Origin of the sequence: Paraflavitalea sp. CAU 1676 (assembly GCF_029223285.1) — a bacterium.
Classification (GTDB): domain Bacteria; phylum Bacteroidota; class Bacteroidia; order Chitinophagales; family Chitinophagaceae; genus Paraflavitalea.
This window is the reverse complement of the sequence record NZ_JARHUJ010000012.1, coordinates 225,180-240,194: the sequence shown is the minus strand read 5'-3', so window position 1 is coordinate 240,194 and position 15,015 is coordinate 225,180. Positions and strand designations below refer to the sequence as shown.

Here is a 15,015-nt window from a genome sequence, read left to right as displayed (position 1 = left end):
AGCCGTCTCGAGGGAGACGGCTTTTTCATTATTCGTAATTCAGCAGATCAAACATTGCTTCTCGATATGCCCAACTCAAGTCCGCGGAGCTCGGCGAGGCCCCGCAGGCGACCGATGGCAGAGTAACCGGGATTCGTCTTCTTCTTCAGATCATCCAGCATCTGATGACCATGATCAGGACGCATGGGGATGGAGATATTGCGCCCCTTCATCACCTGCAATATTTCTTTTACCACACTGTACATATCTACATCGCCTTCGAGGTGATTGGCCTCGTAGAAATTACCGTCAGCATCGCGCTGCGTGCTGCGAAGGTGGATGAAGTTGATGCGATCGCCAAATCTTTTCACCATGCCGGGCAGGTCATTGTCGGCCCGCACACCAAAGGATCCTGTGCAGAAACACAAGCCATTGGCTTTTGAGGGTACTGCTTCGAACAAGGCCTTTACATCAGCTTCTGTGCTAACCACGCGTGGCAGCCCGAAGATCGCATAAGGAGGATCGTCCGGATGAATAGCCAGCACCACGCCTTCTTCTTCAGCTACCGGTGTTATGTGCTGCAGGAAGTAGATGAGGTGTTGCTGTAATTTCTTTGCATCGATTCCGTCATAGGTATCAAGTGCTCCCTGAAACTGCTGCAGGGTAAAGCTCTCTTCGGACCCTGGGAGACCGGCGATAATGTTCCTTTGCAACAAGGTCCTTTCTGCTTCCTCCATTCCTTCGAGGCGCCTGGTAGCTGCTTCGAGTTCTTTTGCAGTGTATTCTTCTTTAGCTCCTTTGCGTTTCAACAGCAAGGCATCGAATGCTACGAGCGCTGCTCTTTCGAAACGCAATGCTTTGGATCCGTCTTCTATAGTATAAGCAAGATCGGTACGCGTCCAGTCGAGTACGGGCATAAAATTATAAGTGACTATCTTTATGCCGCAACGGGAAAGGTTGCGGATACTCATCTTATAATTCTCGATGTATTGCTTGTATTCTCCTTTTTGTATTTTGATGTGTTCGTGCACAGGAATACTCTCCACTACATTCCAGCGAAGGCCTGCTGCTTCCACTTCGTTCTTACGCTGCATGATCTCCTCTACCGGCCATACTTCTCCGTTGGGGATATGATGCAGGGCGGTTACAATGCCTGTAGCGCCAGCCTGGCGTATATCCCAAAGACTAACAGGATCTTTGGGTCCAAACCAACGAAATGATTGCTCCATCAGGTGCGGGGTCTTGACTGCCGTGTTGCTCATGTAATGATGATATTGTTTGTTGTTTGAGGGGCGAAGTTAATAGTTGTCTTATAAACTTACTCCTCTTCTCCACGGAATAAAATCATCCTGCCCCAACAATACCGCCTTGGGCTGCACGTTGCCGCTGGCCACTTCAATTACATAGTTCATGATGCGGTCGGCTGCTTCCGGAATCGTTTCCGTTCCTTCTATGATGGTGCCGCAATTGATATCGAGTATATCTGGCATCTTCGAAAACGTTTTCGAATTCGTAGACAGCTTAACGACCGGTGCAATAGGATTGCCGGTGGGTGTGCCCAGGCCTGTTGTAAAGAGTACAATGTTGGCACCTGAACCTACTTCAGCTGTAGTACTCTCCACATCATTACCAGGGGTGCACAGCAAATTAAGTCCGGGTTTGGTTACGCGCTCGGGATAATCGAGCACGGCCGTTACTGGTGAGGTGCCTCCCTTCTTGGCAGCGCCGGCCGACTTGATAGCATCGGTGATCAGGCCATCGCGGATATTACCGGGCGACGGGTTGGCATAGAAGCCCGATCCATCGGCTTCAGCTTTGGCATTGTACACGCGCATGAGATCCATAAACTTCAGGGCGGTTACTTCGTCCACGCAACGATCACTTAGCTCCTGCTCAACGCCGCAGAGCTCAGGAAACTCAGAGAGGATCACTGATCCACCCAGTGCAACGAGTATATCGGATACATAACCCAATGCGGGGTTGGCAGAGATGCCGGAGAAGCCATCGGAGCCACCGCATTCAAGACCAATGCACAATTTGGATAAAGGGGCGGGCTGGCGCTTGATCTCATTGGCCTGCATGAGGCCGGCAAAGGTTTGTTTGATGGCCTTCTTGAGCAATTGTTGCTCCGTACCTTCTTTTTGCTGCTCCAGCACAATGAGGGGCTTATTGAAGCCGGGATCACGTTTCATGATCTCATCTTTCAATATGGAGGCCTGTGCGTGCTGACAGCCGAGGCTAAGCACGGTGGCGCCTGCCACATTGGGATGGGTGATATACCCGGCCAGCAAGCCGCAGAGCGAATGTGCATCGAGGCGCGTGCCGCCGCAACCCATATCGTGGTTCAGGAATTTGATACCGTCTACATGGGGGAATACGCGATGGGCGGCCTGTTCGGTAAACACCTCTTCGATGGGCGCTTCGAGAATATCGGCTGCTGCGCCTCCATTCCGGTAGAGGTCCACGAGTGTCTCTACATCGGCTTCGAATGCCTTGGTTTTGCTGTATCCGAGCTTATCAACGAGTGCTTCTTTCAATACTTCCACGTTCCTGTTTTCACAAAATACGAGGGGGATCACGATCCAGTAATTGGCGGTGCCTACGCTGCCGTCGGCACGGTGGTAGCCCATAAAGGTCTTGTTCTTCCACTTTGTCACTTCGGGCTGCTGCCAGTTGAGCCGGCGCTGGCCGAGGGTAAAATCTTCTGCGGCATGATGAATATTCTTCGTGGTGATGGCAGCTCCCTGTGGGATGGCGGTATCTGCCTTGCCCACGAGCACTCCATACATATAGATATTATCACCGGGATTGAGTGGTTGAAGCGAAAACTTGTGCTTGCCTGCTACAGGGTCGGTAAGGGGAAACTGCTGGTTGTTCAATTGGATCAGTGTGCCTTTGGGTAAGTCCTGTAAAGCCACCAGTACATTATCGCCAGGGTGTATCTGGAGGTATTTGTGTGTATGTTCCATATCGTGATTTAAGTACCAAAATTCTTGACTACAAATAAATGTAGGGAGGGGTCATCAAAATTGTATGCGGTTGCCAAATTAGTAAACTTTATTGGCATATCGCCATTGGTGTAAGAGCCCCATTCTCAATGAGTTTACGCCTGTTTTTATTATGGGCAACCCTGGGCTTACGCATCGAAAACCAGCATCCTGAACTGTCCTGATTTTCGAAAACGTTTGCATAAATAAAGTGCATTGCAGTTGATGTTGCATTGAAAAAAAATATCCAATTTGTACCAGGTTACTAAATGCTATTTTCTGTTCATTCAAATTTGCTTGCCATGGTTTTCTGCCCGGGCCTGATGGCCGACGCGACCGTATTACAGGGGCAACTACGCTCCTTGCGCACCCTCCGCGGTGCGGATACTATTTTGCCGGGATACTGCGTATTCCCGACACTTCCCCATCGATCTTCTTTTGGTTCTCCTCCGCAATAGTTTCGGGATATTTTCCGGAAAAAACGACCTGTTTTTCCGAAAAAAACGTTTTCTGTAAGCCTTATTCCAGGACTGTACCTAGCGACAAATCACCTTGAACTTCAAATAAACACTTGCATGCGACCGCAACTACTTAAAGTATCGACAGGGCCACGCCACTCTTTCAGCGTGCGCCGTGACCTTGTTCCCTACGTCAATAACCGCTGGCATTACCATCCGGAGATTGAGTTGATCCATTTCAAGAAGGGAGAAGGCACCCAGTTCATTGGCGACAGCATCAAGCGGTTCAAATCGGGCGATATCGTGATGGTAGGCGCGCACCTGCCCCACTACTGGCGTTTCGACGACCTTTTCTTCGAGGAGGACACGCGCCTGCAGGCCGATATCCGCGTAGCGCATTTCTGCGAGAATTTCTGGGGCGAGCAATTCCTGCACCTGCCAGAAAATATCGCCATCAAAAGTGTGCTGGAGAAGGCCCGGCGCGGTTTGCAGATCACCGGCAAAACGCGGCAACAGGTGGCCGAACTGCTGGAGCGTCTTCTAAAGACCGACGGCTCCGAACGCATCATCATCCTGATGGAGGCGCTCAACATCATAGCTGATTGCAAGCAACTTTCCACGTTATCCTCCATCGGTTTCAAACACGACCTGGTGGATGCGGAGAACGACCGGGTGAATGCGATTTACGAATACTCCCTGAAAAACTATAAACGGAAGATCCAGCTGGAAGAGATCGCAGCGGTGGCCAACATCAGCCCCAATTCTTTTTGCCGCTACTTCAAATCCAGAACACGCAAAACCTATTCGCAATTCCTGATCGAGATCAGGGTGGGCCAGGCTTGCAAGCTGCTCATCGAAAACAACCTGAGCATCAAACAACTTTGTTACGAAAGCGGTTTCAATAATTTCACCAGCTTTCATAAGTATTTCAAGATGATCACCGGCAAGAGCCCGCTGAGCTATCAAAAGGAATTTATTGCCTGATGACCCGCAATGGCCGGCGGTTTTGAGGGAGCAAAGCAAAAAGGCTCCTGCGCCACTAACGCCCGTTCAGTTGAAACGATCATTGATCTCGATATTTATATTCCAGGATCTGCTTTTTCATTCGCCCAAAAGTTCAACTGCCGATACAGCGGCACAAGACTTTTGGGCGAGCTTTTTAAGGAGACCGGCCAATTATATTGAATAGGTAGCCAAGGCAACGCAGCTATATATTGAACGTTGTTGCTTACTTGCTCCTTTTTATCAATCCCCATTCTATGCTGAAGCGGCTTTTACCTTTTGTTTTGTTTGTATGTCTCTCCTGCCACCTTGCTGCCCAGGTGCAACCCATCGTGATCGAGACGGACCACACAGCCCTGGTGCTGACGGTGGGCGGCAACCAGCGTTTACTGCAATCGTATCTGGGCAGGAAACTGGTGGCGGGCGCCTACCCTGGCGGAGGGCGCGAAGCCTATTTAACGGCGGGGATGGACAACCAGTTTGAACCGGCCCTCAGGATGGTGCACAACGATGGCAATGCATCTCTGGAGCTGAAGTATGTGTCGCATTCCGTTGTCAAAAATGGCGATGTGTCGGAAACTTCGGTGTTGTTGAAAGACCCGGTTTACCCGGTTGAGGTAACACTTCACTATGCAGCCTTTGGCGCCAGTGATGTGATCAAGAGCTGGGCGGTGATCCAGCACCGGGAAAAGAGGCCGGTTATGATGACCCAATATGCCTCTTCCCTGCTCCATTTCAATGCCGACGCGTACTGGCTTACGCAATTTCATGGCGATTGGGCCCGGGAGGTCAATATCGTGGAAGAACCGCTGACGAATGGCATCAAGACCATCGAAAGCAAACTGGGCACGCGCACCAACTTTTACCAAACGCAGGCTTTCCTGCTTTCGCTGAATGGGAAGTCGACCGAAACAGCCGGCGAACTCATTGCGGGTACACTTGCCTGGACCGGCAATTTCCAATATACTTTTGAGGTTGACCAACGCAATGGCCTGCGCATGCGCAGCGGCATCAACCCTTTTGCTTCGGAATACTATGCGGCTCCGGGTGAAATCTTCACTACGCCTGCTTTCATTTTTACCTGGACCGATCAAGGCAAGGGCCAGGCCAGCCGCAACCTGCATCGCTGGGCCCGTAGTTATGGCGTATTGGACGGTAAAGAACGCCGCCTCACCTTATTGAATAACTGGGAAGCCACGCACACCAGCTTTGATGAGCACCGGCTGGTGGAGTTGTTTGATGAAGGGAAGAAACTGGGTGTAGACCTTTTTCTGCTGGATGATGGCTGGTTTGGCAATTCCTTTCCACGCAATGATGACAAGGCCGGCCTGGGCGATTGGCAGGAAGACAAGAAGAAACTGCCCTCGGGGTTGGGCTACCTGGTGAAGGAAGCTGCTGCGAAAGGTATTCAATTCGGCATCTGGCTGGAGCCCGAGATGGTGAATCCTAAGAGTGATCTCTACCGGCAACATCCCGACTGGATACTGAAATTGCCCAACCGTGAAGAGCATTATGGCAGGAACCAGCTGGTGCTGGACCTGGTAAACCCGCAGGTGCAGGACTTCGTTTTCAACATCGTGAATGATATGATGACGAAGAACCCGGGCATTGCTTTCATTAAATGGGATTGCAACCGCAGCATGACGAATGCTTATTCTCCTTACCTGAAAGAAAAACAATCTCATCTATATATCGACTATACACGCGGTTTGTACAAGGTAATGGAGCGCATTCGCATTAAATACCCTCATTTACCCATTATGCTGTGCGCGGGTGGCGGCGGTCGTACCGATTATGGTGCGCTGAAATACTTTACAGAGTTTTGGCCGAGTGATAATACCGATGGCCTGGAGCGGGTGTTCATTCAATGGGGCTATTCTTATTTCTTTCCATCGAATACCATCTCGGCCCACGTAACAAGTATGGGCAAACAACAATCGCTCAAGTTTCGCACTGATGTGGCGATGATGGGCAAACTGGGTTATGATATCCGGGTGAATAATTTCACGCCGGTGGAACTGGCCTTTAGCCGCGAGGCGGTAAAGACCTATCAACGCATTAGTGATGTAGTTTGGCAGGGGGATCTTTACCGGTTGGTTTCGCCTTATGATGAACCCAGGGCTGTATTAATGTATGTTTCGGGCGACCGGAAACGTGCGATCCTTTACAACTATTTATTACAAACGCGGCGCAAGGATATTTTTGGCCGGGTAAAGCTGGAAGGACTCGATCCGCAGAAGAAATACCGCCTGCGCGAGATCAACCTGCTGCCTGATACAAAATCGGCCCAACCCGACAACGATAAAGTATTGACGGGTGAATACCTGATGCAGGTGGGACTGAACCTGGCGCCCGGCAGGATCACTCCCTTGAGTAGCAATATTTTTGAACTGACCGAAGAATAATGTGCAGTATCTTTCAGCTTCACTTTAAACACCTTGCATCATGAAAAAAACCTTAGCTGCTATCTTTTGCCTGATCACTGCCGGTGCGCAGGCCCAATCACATTCGCTGGAAAAGATATGGGAAACGGACTCGATCGTTGCCGTACCGGAATCTGCCTTGTTGCTTCCCAAACAAAATAAAGTATTGGTAAGTCTGATCGATGGTGCGCCCTGGGAGGCGGATGGGAAAGGAGGCATTGGCGTTCTGAGCACCAACGGCAAAGACTATGACTCTTCGTGGGTGATGGGCCTGCATTGCCCTAAAGGCATGGGCGCTTTTAAGGGTAAGCTGTATGTTGCCGACTATACTTCGGTGGTAGTGATCGATATCAACGGTGGCAAGATCGAACAGCGCATTACGCACGACAGCGCTCGCGGCTTCAACGACATCACTATTTCGGACAAGGGTGTGGTGTATGTTTCCGACTCCAAATCGTTCAAGGTATGGAAAGTAGAGAACGGCGTGCTGAACCTGTACCTGGAGAACCTGCCCGGCTTAAATGGTCTTAAAGCGGTGGGTAATGACCTGATCATCGGATCGGGTAAATCATTCCTCAAGGCCAACGCGCAAAAGGAGATCACTAAAATTGCCGACCTGCCGCAAGGGGCAGATGGCATTGAACCGATCGGCAATGGCGACTACCTGGTGACTGCCTGGGCCGGGTATATCTTCTATGTGCAGGCCGATGGCAAAGTGGAAACCCTGCTCGATACGCATCTTGAAAAAAGAAATACTGCCGACATAGGTTACGACCCTGTAAAAAAGATCGTGTATGTACCGACCTTTTTTGCCAAGACGATTGCGGCCTACCAGCTTAAATAATCAAAATGAATAGATTGCTTCCTGTTCTGTGGCTTGCGCTTGTGGGTTTTTTCATAGGCATGCCTGCTTTTTCTCAAACCCCTTCCGTACTGTTAATGGATGGCAACCACCTGGCCAAGGTTAAAGGATCTGCCAAAAAAGACAAACTATTATCGACCCAATTAGAGGCCCTGGTAAAAGAAGCAGACGCGTTACTGGAGATGAAGCCCGTTTCTGTGATGGAAAAGGCCTTTACGCCAGTGAGCGGTAATAAGCACGATTACATGAGCCAGGCGCCTTATTTCTGGTACGACAGTTCGAAGCCGAATGGACGCCCTTATATGCGCCGGGATGGCGTGCGGAACCCGGAGATCTACAAGATCACCGACCGGAGCCATTTGGGCAAGCTGGACCAAGCTACCCATACCCTGGCGCTGGCCTGGTACCTTACCGGGGAAGAAAAATATGCTGCCAAGGCTGCGGCGCTTTTGCGTGTGTGGTTCCTGGAGGAAACCACGAAAATGAACCCGCACCTGAACTATGCACAGGCGATTCCGGGCATCAATGATGGACGTGGTATCGGCATCATTGAGACTGTTGCGCTTACCGGGATTGCCGATGCTGCTATCTTATTGAGTAGTTCAGGTTCCTGGAAGGCTACAGATCAACAGGGCCTGAAACAATGGTACAATGCTTACCTTGACTGGATGTTAAGCAGCAAGAACGGCCAGGAAGAATATGCGGCGAAAAACAATCACGGCACCTGGTTTTATGTACAGGCCGTTGATTTTGCGCTGTTTTGTGGTAAAACTGAGCAAGCCCGTGCGCTGGCGGAAGAAAGTAAGGTCAGGCTCGACAGCCAGTTGACGGCCGAAGGATCGCAGCCGTTGGAATTGGAGCGTACGACCGCCCTGGGGTATAGCACCTATAATTTGCAGGCCTGGTTTATGCTGGCCACGCTGGCTAAGCGGGTGAATGTGAACCTGTGGGATCATACTACGTCTAAAGGCGCAGGACTGCGTAAGGCGCTGGACTGGCTTACACCGTATGCTTTTGGAGAAAAGGCCTGGCCGTACCAGCAGATCAACCCTTATAATAAGAACGATATGTTCTTACTGATGGCGCGGGCGGCCGGGGCGTGGGCGGCACCCGTTTACAGCAGCCGGGCCAAAGCATTGGCAGACAAGATAAAAGACCCAGCTGAGGTACTTGTGTACAGCCGGTAACTGTTGAAGATTTCATGCAATAATAAAGGTCCCTGGTAAACACCAGGGACCTTTTCCTTTATAGGAACTATACATGACACATGAGAATATAAGGCTTCATGACAAATTTCTGCTGCAACCTATTCTATTTCAAACTGTATTCCAACCGGCATAACATCTCAATAACAGTAGGATAACAATTCGCATCATTTTATCTACACTTATGGGTAATGGTTACTGTGATTGCTATAACGTAATAGTAAAAATATAATCTTTCTATTTCAAATAACAATGGATAATAACAATACAATAACGAGTTGACAACATATGTAAAGAATAAGTTATGATCTTATCATGATACGCAGCATCTTCAAAGTACCATCTGTCCAATAGTCAAATGGAGCATATTGTTTTCTAGTTACCAGCGGTTCGTAACCGTTAGATTACAATATTTTCCGAACAAATTCTACCATCAAATTATTAAACATGAGAAAAGTTCTATTACTACCAGTAGTATTACTATTGAGTATCATGGTACTGTGTCAATCCAGGCCACTAACGGGCCGGATAACCGATGAAAAGGGTGATCCCATCCCCTTTGCCTCGGTGAAGATCAACGGTACCACCACCGGTGTTGCTGCCGACGAAAATGGATTCTTCAAGATCAATGCTCCCCAAAACGCTGTATTAGAAGTAAGTGCATCAGGTTACAGCACGCGGGTGTTCAACACATCCGGGCAAGGTGCTACGCTGGCGATATCGCTCAACAAAACGAATGAAGAACTGGCTGCGGTGGTGGTGACCACGGGCCTTGGCATCAAGCGGCAGGCCAAAGAACTTGGTTATGCTGCCACGTCATTGAACAGCCGCACTCTTGTTCAAGGAAAGGCCGTAAACGTTCAACAGGCATTAAACGGAAAGGTATCTGGCGTATCAGTTGCTACTACTAATAGTGGTGTCTTTGAGAACGCGAAGATCAACATCCGTGGTATCCGTTCGCTTACCGGCAATAACCAGCCCATGCTGGTTATCGATGGTGCTCCCACCCCACTGGGTTATCTATCGTCCATACCTCCGGATGACATCCAGGATCTTACCATTCTGAAAAGTGCCGCTTCGGCCCAGATATATGGTCCGGACGCTGTAAATGGTGTGATCGTTGTAACCACGAAGAAGGGAACCAGCAAAAAGATTACCGTCAACATCAACTCCACCATCCAGGCTGCGCGGGTTGCCTATTTCCCCAAGCTTCAGGAAGACTTTGGCGCCGGTGCGGGTGAAGTACTCGACCAATATGGCAATTTTGGCTATGTACCCTATGAGAACCAACAATATGGGCCTCGCTTTGATGGTTCGATGCAGGACATAGGTGTGGCGCTGGAAGATGGTTCCATTCAAAGAGGGCCTTATTCGAACCTGCATGCCAATGAGAAAAAGAAATTTTGGAATACAGGCATTACTTATCAGAACTCCGTGTCACTATCGGGCGATGATTTTTATGTAGGTATCCAGGATGCGAAAGTGAAGGGATTGATGCCGGAAGACGAGAACCGGAGAACCAGTATCCGCTTCAATGGCGGTAAAAAATATGGCAATCTTACTGTTAACTATGGACTCAACTACGTGATCCAGAACTATGACGTGGTGAATGAAGCAGGCATGGCGGGTTTGTTGCCTGCTTACAATGGCAGTATCTTCTTCCTGGTGATGCAGACGCCGAGCAATGTGCCGCTTACTTCTTACAAGAACTGGCAATCCGATAAATTTGCCCAATACTCCAATTACTACAACGAGTTTGCGGTAAACCCTTACTGGATCATCGGCAATCTGCGCCAAAAAGGCCGTGAAGACGACCTGATCGGCAATATCGAGGCGAGCTATCAATTCTTCCCCTGGATCAAGGGTACGGTAAGGGCCAGTACGAACCTTGCCTTTACCAGCTTCAAGAATACTACAGCACCTATAGATGTAACCGACTGGGCGCATGACAACCGCAATCCCACGCAGTACACCGATCGTCCCGGTAACGTGTTTGATAACCAGGCTTTCACTTCCACATTAAACCTGGATTATTTCGTGAATGGCGATTACGACATCAATAAAGACTTCAACATTAAATACCTGGCAGGCGGTATGCTGCGCCAGAACCGCGCAAAAGATGTTTCAGTAGGTGGTAATAACCTGGTGGTACCTTACCTGTACAATGTGGCAGTGCGAAGCGGTGATGCCAACGTGCCGCTGTATCCCAGCAACGCCAATACAGAAAGCCGCCTGCTTTCCGCTTACGGTAGTGTAGGCCTCAGTTTCCGCGACTGGGCTTTCATAGAGTTCACCGGCCGTAATGACTGGGACAGCCGTTTGCTGCCCGACAACCGTTCTTTCTTCTATCCCGGCGTGAACGCAGCCATTGTGCTCTCCGACGCCGTAGCTGGTATCAAGAACAGTGACCTCATCTCATTTGCGAAGGTGCGGGCCGCTTATTCCAAATCGGGTAACGTGAACGTAGGCGTTTATTCGCTGCAGTCTACTTACTCACAACCAGGTGGATTTCCTTATGGTAATGTGGCAGGTTTTACCGCCAACCAAACTATTCCGAACCCCGACCTGAAACCCGAGTTTGTAAAAACGTTTGAAATTGGCGGTGAACTGGGCTTCCTGAAGAACAGGATCAACCTTGAAGCCACTTATTTCCATCAACAGTCGGACAACCAGATCTTGCAGGTATCCCAATCTTCAACTACCGGTTATACGATCGGGTTGGCCAATGCTGCCAGCTTCAAGAACTATGGTGTGGAAATGGACCTTGGTCTGAGCCCCTTGGTTAATGTAGGCAAGGGCCGGATCGACCTCAAGATCAATGCTACCTACAACGACAATGAGGTTACCGGTACGCTGAACAATATTCCGGTAGTGATTGGTGGTAATGCGGGCTTCATCCAAAACTCCGTAAGTTCACCAACAGCCAACAATATTGCGGTTGTGGGCAAACCTGCTTTTGCTTTTCAACTGACCGATTATAACCGTGATTCTCTGGGCAGGGTGATCGTTGATGCCGTTACCGGTTATCCTTCGCAAGCTTCTGAACTGGTGGTACGTGGCCGTTCATTGCCTTTGTGGGTGATCGGCGTTACGCCTTCCTTTACGCTCGGTGGCCTTAGCGTTAGCATGACCTGGGACTACAAAGGTGGTCACAATGGTTACTCGGGCCTTGGCAGTGATATGGATTTTGCAGGCATATCCAAGCGCAGTGCCGAATATGGCCGCCAGCGTTTCGTAGTACCCAATTCCTCTTATTGGGATGGTTCGAAATATGTACCAAATACCAATATCCAAACAGCAGACGGCAACTATACCTTCTGGACAGGTGCTGCGTACAATAACCAGATCGCGACCAATTATTTTTACTCTGCTGCGGCCTGGCGTTTGCGCGAAGTAAACATCTCGTACAACCTGCCCATGAAGTGGTTTGGCAATCAAACTGCGATCAAGCGCATTACAGTGAGTGCCATCGGCAGAAACCTGCTGTTGTTTGTACCCAATAGTAATCAATGGGGCGATCCGGAATTCAACTACTCAGCTACCGGTAACACATTTGGTTTGGCCAGTTCTTATCAATCGCCAGCCTCCCGTTTATTTGGTGGTTCGATCGCGGTACAATTCTAATCATACTTAAACTGATTATACATGAAAACCATACATCATAAATTGTTTGTTATCATGTTGGCCGTGGCGGTTGGTTCGGGCGCTTGCAAAAAAAGCTACCTGGATGTGAACCAGGATCCCAACCGGGTGACGGATGATAACATTACAGCCGAACTTATTTTTCCACAGGCTGCACATGCTACGGGCGCCAGGTCGGCGAGCGGTAATTTCCAGTTCATCGACAACTGGATGGGCTATTGGTCGGCTTCGGGCGACTTTGCTATCCAGCAGGATGAAACAACGTACAATATCGACTTTACCTTCGGCGATCTCTTGTGGCAAAACCAATACAATGTGCTTTTTGACCTTAACCAGGTGAAAACAAAAGCACAGGCTAAGGGCGAGCAGGGACTTGCCGGCGCCTCGATGGTTTTATCGGCTAAATTGTTCCAGGACCTGGTTGACCTTTTTGGGAATATCCCTTATTCACAGGCCTTCCAGAATGACAAATACACGCAACCCACTTTTGACGATGCCAAGGCTGTGTACAGTTCCCTGCAGGCAAGCCTCGACTCGGCCATCATTTACCTAAAGACCCCTGCCAGCACTTCCTTTACTGCTGCAGATATTGTGAATGGCGGCAATACGGATCTCTGGATCAAGTTTGCCAACACACTCAAGTTGCGTATGCTGATCAGGCAATCGGAAGTGTCGGGCTTCAACCCGGCGGCCGAGATCGCCAAGATCGTTGCCAATGGCGGCGTTTTGCATGCTGGTGAATCGATCGACGTTAACCCGGGCTATCAGAATGCCGTTAACAAGCAATCTCCTTTCTATGCCAACTTTGGTCTCACTCCTACCGGTGCTGAAGCCAGCACCGCTACCAGGGCCAATCAATACATTGTAGGCCTTATGAGCGGCACTTCGGACCCAAGGCTCAGCCGTTTCTTTAAAGCTCCGGCCAATGGCGGCGCCATTACGGGTACTACCTATGGACTGGCAGCCGGCAACCCGGTGGGTGCGGCAAGCTCCAGTTTTGGTCCGGGGTTAGCCAATAGCTCGGCCCAGGCCCAGTGGATACTGACCTCGTTTGAAAGCATGTTCCTCGAAGCCGAGGCCATAGCCCGCGGCTGGATGACCGGCGATGCACAAACAGCTTATGAGAATGCTGTGCGGGAGTCATTCACCTGGCTAGGGGTACCCAACGCCACCACCGCGGCCAACACCTATATGGCGAGCCAGGCCATTGCCGACTGGGATAATGCCGGTGGTACGGCGCTGTCTAAAGCCAAATTCATCACTTATCAGAAATATATTGCATTGAATGGTGTTAACCCATTGGAAGCGTGGAGTGATCTGCGCAGGTTGAATATGATACCCAACAAGGGATATATTTCGGTAAACCCGGGCAAGCTGTCCAATTCACTGCCCAACCGCCTGTTGTATCCACAAAGTGAATACACGACCAACAGTGCAAACGTGAATGCGCAGGGCAAAATAGACCAGTTCACTTCCAAGTTGTTCTGGCAGCCCTAATCAATTCATCAATTTTAAAACAGTGTTTATGAAATTATCCATCAGAATATTTTCCCTGTTGACCCTTGGTGCTTTGCTGGGTATTAGCATGGTGGGTTGCTTAAAGGACGACAGCTACGATAACCGGGAGGTGCAATCGCTTCACGGCGGCTCGAATAATTTCGTGGAGGTAAAATTAACGGCAGCCTCGGCCGGCAACTATCTCGCGATCGCCTTCGACAACCTCAATTACGACACAACGCTCAATTTTATACCGGTGGTAGCTTCTTCGGGGCCGGTTTCGGAAGACGTGCATGTAACGTTGACCCAGAACAACAAGATCGTTACCGATTACAATACGGCCAACAGTGCAAACCTGAAAATACCCACTGCGAACATGTTCACCGTTGTGAACCCGGGCGGTGTAGTTACCATCCCCAAGGGATCGAATACAGGCTATCTCCAGGTGAAGTTGAAACCAAGGGATTACCTCGGTGAAGAGTGGGGCCTTGGTTACGAGATCACTGCTGTCGATAAGGGCGGACTGGCCATCAGTGGCAACCTGAAGACCGGCCTGGTGGCCATTCTTGTGAAGAACGATTATGAGGGTGATTACCTGGTTACCGGTTACTTCCAGCACCCATCAGCTCCACGGGACATTGACCAGGAGGAATTCCTTCCTACAGCGGGCGCTAAAAGCGTTATCAAGACGCTGGGCGACCTGTCGGGCACCAACGTGATCCTTACCGTAAATGCCGACAATACGGTAAGCATTGCGCCTGGACCGGGCACCTCGGGCACTACTGCCACGGTAGCAGCAATTGCCGGCGATGCTACGTACAACAACACGTATAATCCTACCACGAAAACCTTCTGGCTGAAGTATGGGTATCCCCAACCGGGCCCCACCCGTATCATTACCGAGAAGGTTCAAAGAGAATAAGGTTTACCTCAGGAAAGGGATCAGTTATAGCAAAGGCC

The 15,015-nt window shown here is 49.9% G+C and carries 9 protein-coding genes; 7 read left to right on the top strand and 2 right to left on the bottom strand.

The genetic code is table 11. The features are described from left to right. Positions 1–47 precede the first annotated feature (47 nt). Positions 48–1,241 carry a mannonate dehydratase gene (gene uxuA, locus P2H89_RS33120; RefSeq protein WP_275835421.1) on the bottom strand — a complete coding sequence of 398 codons (1,194 nt, stop codon included), beginning with the start codon at positions 1,239–1,241 and terminating at the stop codon, positions 48–50. 48 nt (positions 1,242–1,289) lie between these two features. Continuing rightward, complete coding sequence (locus P2H89_RS33115; RefSeq protein WP_275835419.1) at positions 1,290–2,948, bottom strand: altronate dehydratase family protein; 1,659 nt, start codon at positions 2,946–2,948, stop codon at positions 1,290–1,292. Positions 2,949–3,541: 593 nt separating this feature from the next. Here P2H89_RS33115 and P2H89_RS33110 point away from each other — a divergent pair. The 7 genes from P2H89_RS33110 to P2H89_RS33080 all read left to right on the top strand — a co-directional run bounded on the left by P2H89_RS33110 (position 3,542) and on the right by P2H89_RS33080 (position 14,977). Then, positions 3,542–4,408 (top strand): AraC family transcriptional regulator, encoded by an 867-nt coding sequence (locus P2H89_RS33110; RefSeq protein WP_275835417.1) that lies wholly within the window; start codon positions 3,542–3,544, stop codon positions 4,406–4,408. Positions 4,409–4,683: 275 nt separating this feature from the next. After that, positions 4,684–6,831, top strand: a complete 2,148-nt coding sequence (locus tag P2H89_RS33105) for an alpha-galactosidase (RefSeq protein ID WP_275835415.1) — start codon at positions 4,684–4,686, stop codon at positions 6,829–6,831. Between the two features lie 40 nt (positions 6,832–6,871). Continuing rightward, positions 6,872–7,693 (top strand): ATP-binding protein, encoded by an 822-nt coding sequence (locus P2H89_RS33100; RefSeq protein WP_275835413.1) that lies wholly within the window; start codon positions 6,872–6,874, stop codon positions 7,691–7,693. A gap of 5 nt (positions 7,694–7,698) precedes the next feature. Continuing rightward, the gene (locus tag P2H89_RS33095; protein ID WP_275835411.1) at positions 7,699–8,898 is read left to right on the top strand and encodes an alginate lyase family protein; all 1,200 of its coding nucleotides are present in this window, start codon (positions 7,699–7,701) and stop codon (positions 8,896–8,898) included. A gap of 465 nt (positions 8,899–9,363) precedes the next feature. Then, positions 9,364–12,540 carry a SusC/RagA family TonB-linked outer membrane protein gene (locus P2H89_RS33090; RefSeq protein ID WP_275835409.1) on the top strand — a complete coding sequence of 1,059 codons (3,177 nt, stop codon included), beginning with the start codon at positions 9,364–9,366 and terminating at the stop codon, positions 12,538–12,540. A gap of 21 nt (positions 12,541–12,561) precedes the next feature. Next, complete coding sequence (locus tag P2H89_RS33085; RefSeq protein ID WP_275835407.1) at positions 12,562–14,055, top strand: SusD/RagB family nutrient-binding outer membrane lipoprotein; 1,494 nt, start codon at positions 12,562–12,564, stop codon at positions 14,053–14,055. A 28-nt stretch (positions 14,056–14,083) separates the two neighbouring features. Continuing rightward, a complete protein-coding gene (locus P2H89_RS33080; protein ID WP_275835405.1) occupies positions 14,084–14,977 on the top strand; it encodes a DUF1735 domain-containing protein in 894 nt (297 codons plus the stop codon). Positions 14,978–15,015: the final 38 nt, after the last annotated feature.

Coding starts and splice junctions, on each gene's coding strand:
- P2H89_RS33110 (WP_275835417.1), top strand. CDS start 3,542: ATGCGACCGCAACTACTTAAAGTATCGACAGGGCCACGCCACTCTTTC.
- uxuA (WP_275835421.1), bottom strand. CDS start 1,241: ATGAGCAACACGGCAGTCAAGACCCCGCACCTGATGGAGCAATCATTT.
- P2H89_RS33115 (WP_275835419.1), bottom strand. CDS start 2,948: ATGGAACATACACACAAATACCTCCAGATACACCCTGGCGATAATGTA.
- P2H89_RS33085 (WP_275835407.1), top strand. CDS start 12,562: ATGAAAACCATACATCATAAATTGTTTGTTATCATGTTGGCCGTGGCG.
- P2H89_RS33105 (WP_275835415.1), top strand. CDS start 4,684: ATGCTGAAGCGGCTTTTACCTTTTGTTTTGTTTGTATGTCTCTCCTGC.
- P2H89_RS33090 (WP_275835409.1), top strand. CDS start 9,364: ATGAGAAAAGTTCTATTACTACCAGTAGTATTACTATTGAGTATCATG.
- P2H89_RS33100 (WP_275835413.1), top strand. CDS start 6,872: ATGAAAAAAACCTTAGCTGCTATCTTTTGCCTGATCACTGCCGGTGCG.
- P2H89_RS33080 (WP_275835405.1), top strand. CDS start 14,084: ATGAAATTATCCATCAGAATATTTTCCCTGTTGACCCTTGGTGCTTTG.
- P2H89_RS33095 (WP_275835411.1), top strand. CDS start 7,699: ATGAATAGATTGCTTCCTGTTCTGTGGCTTGCGCTTGTGGGTTTTTTC.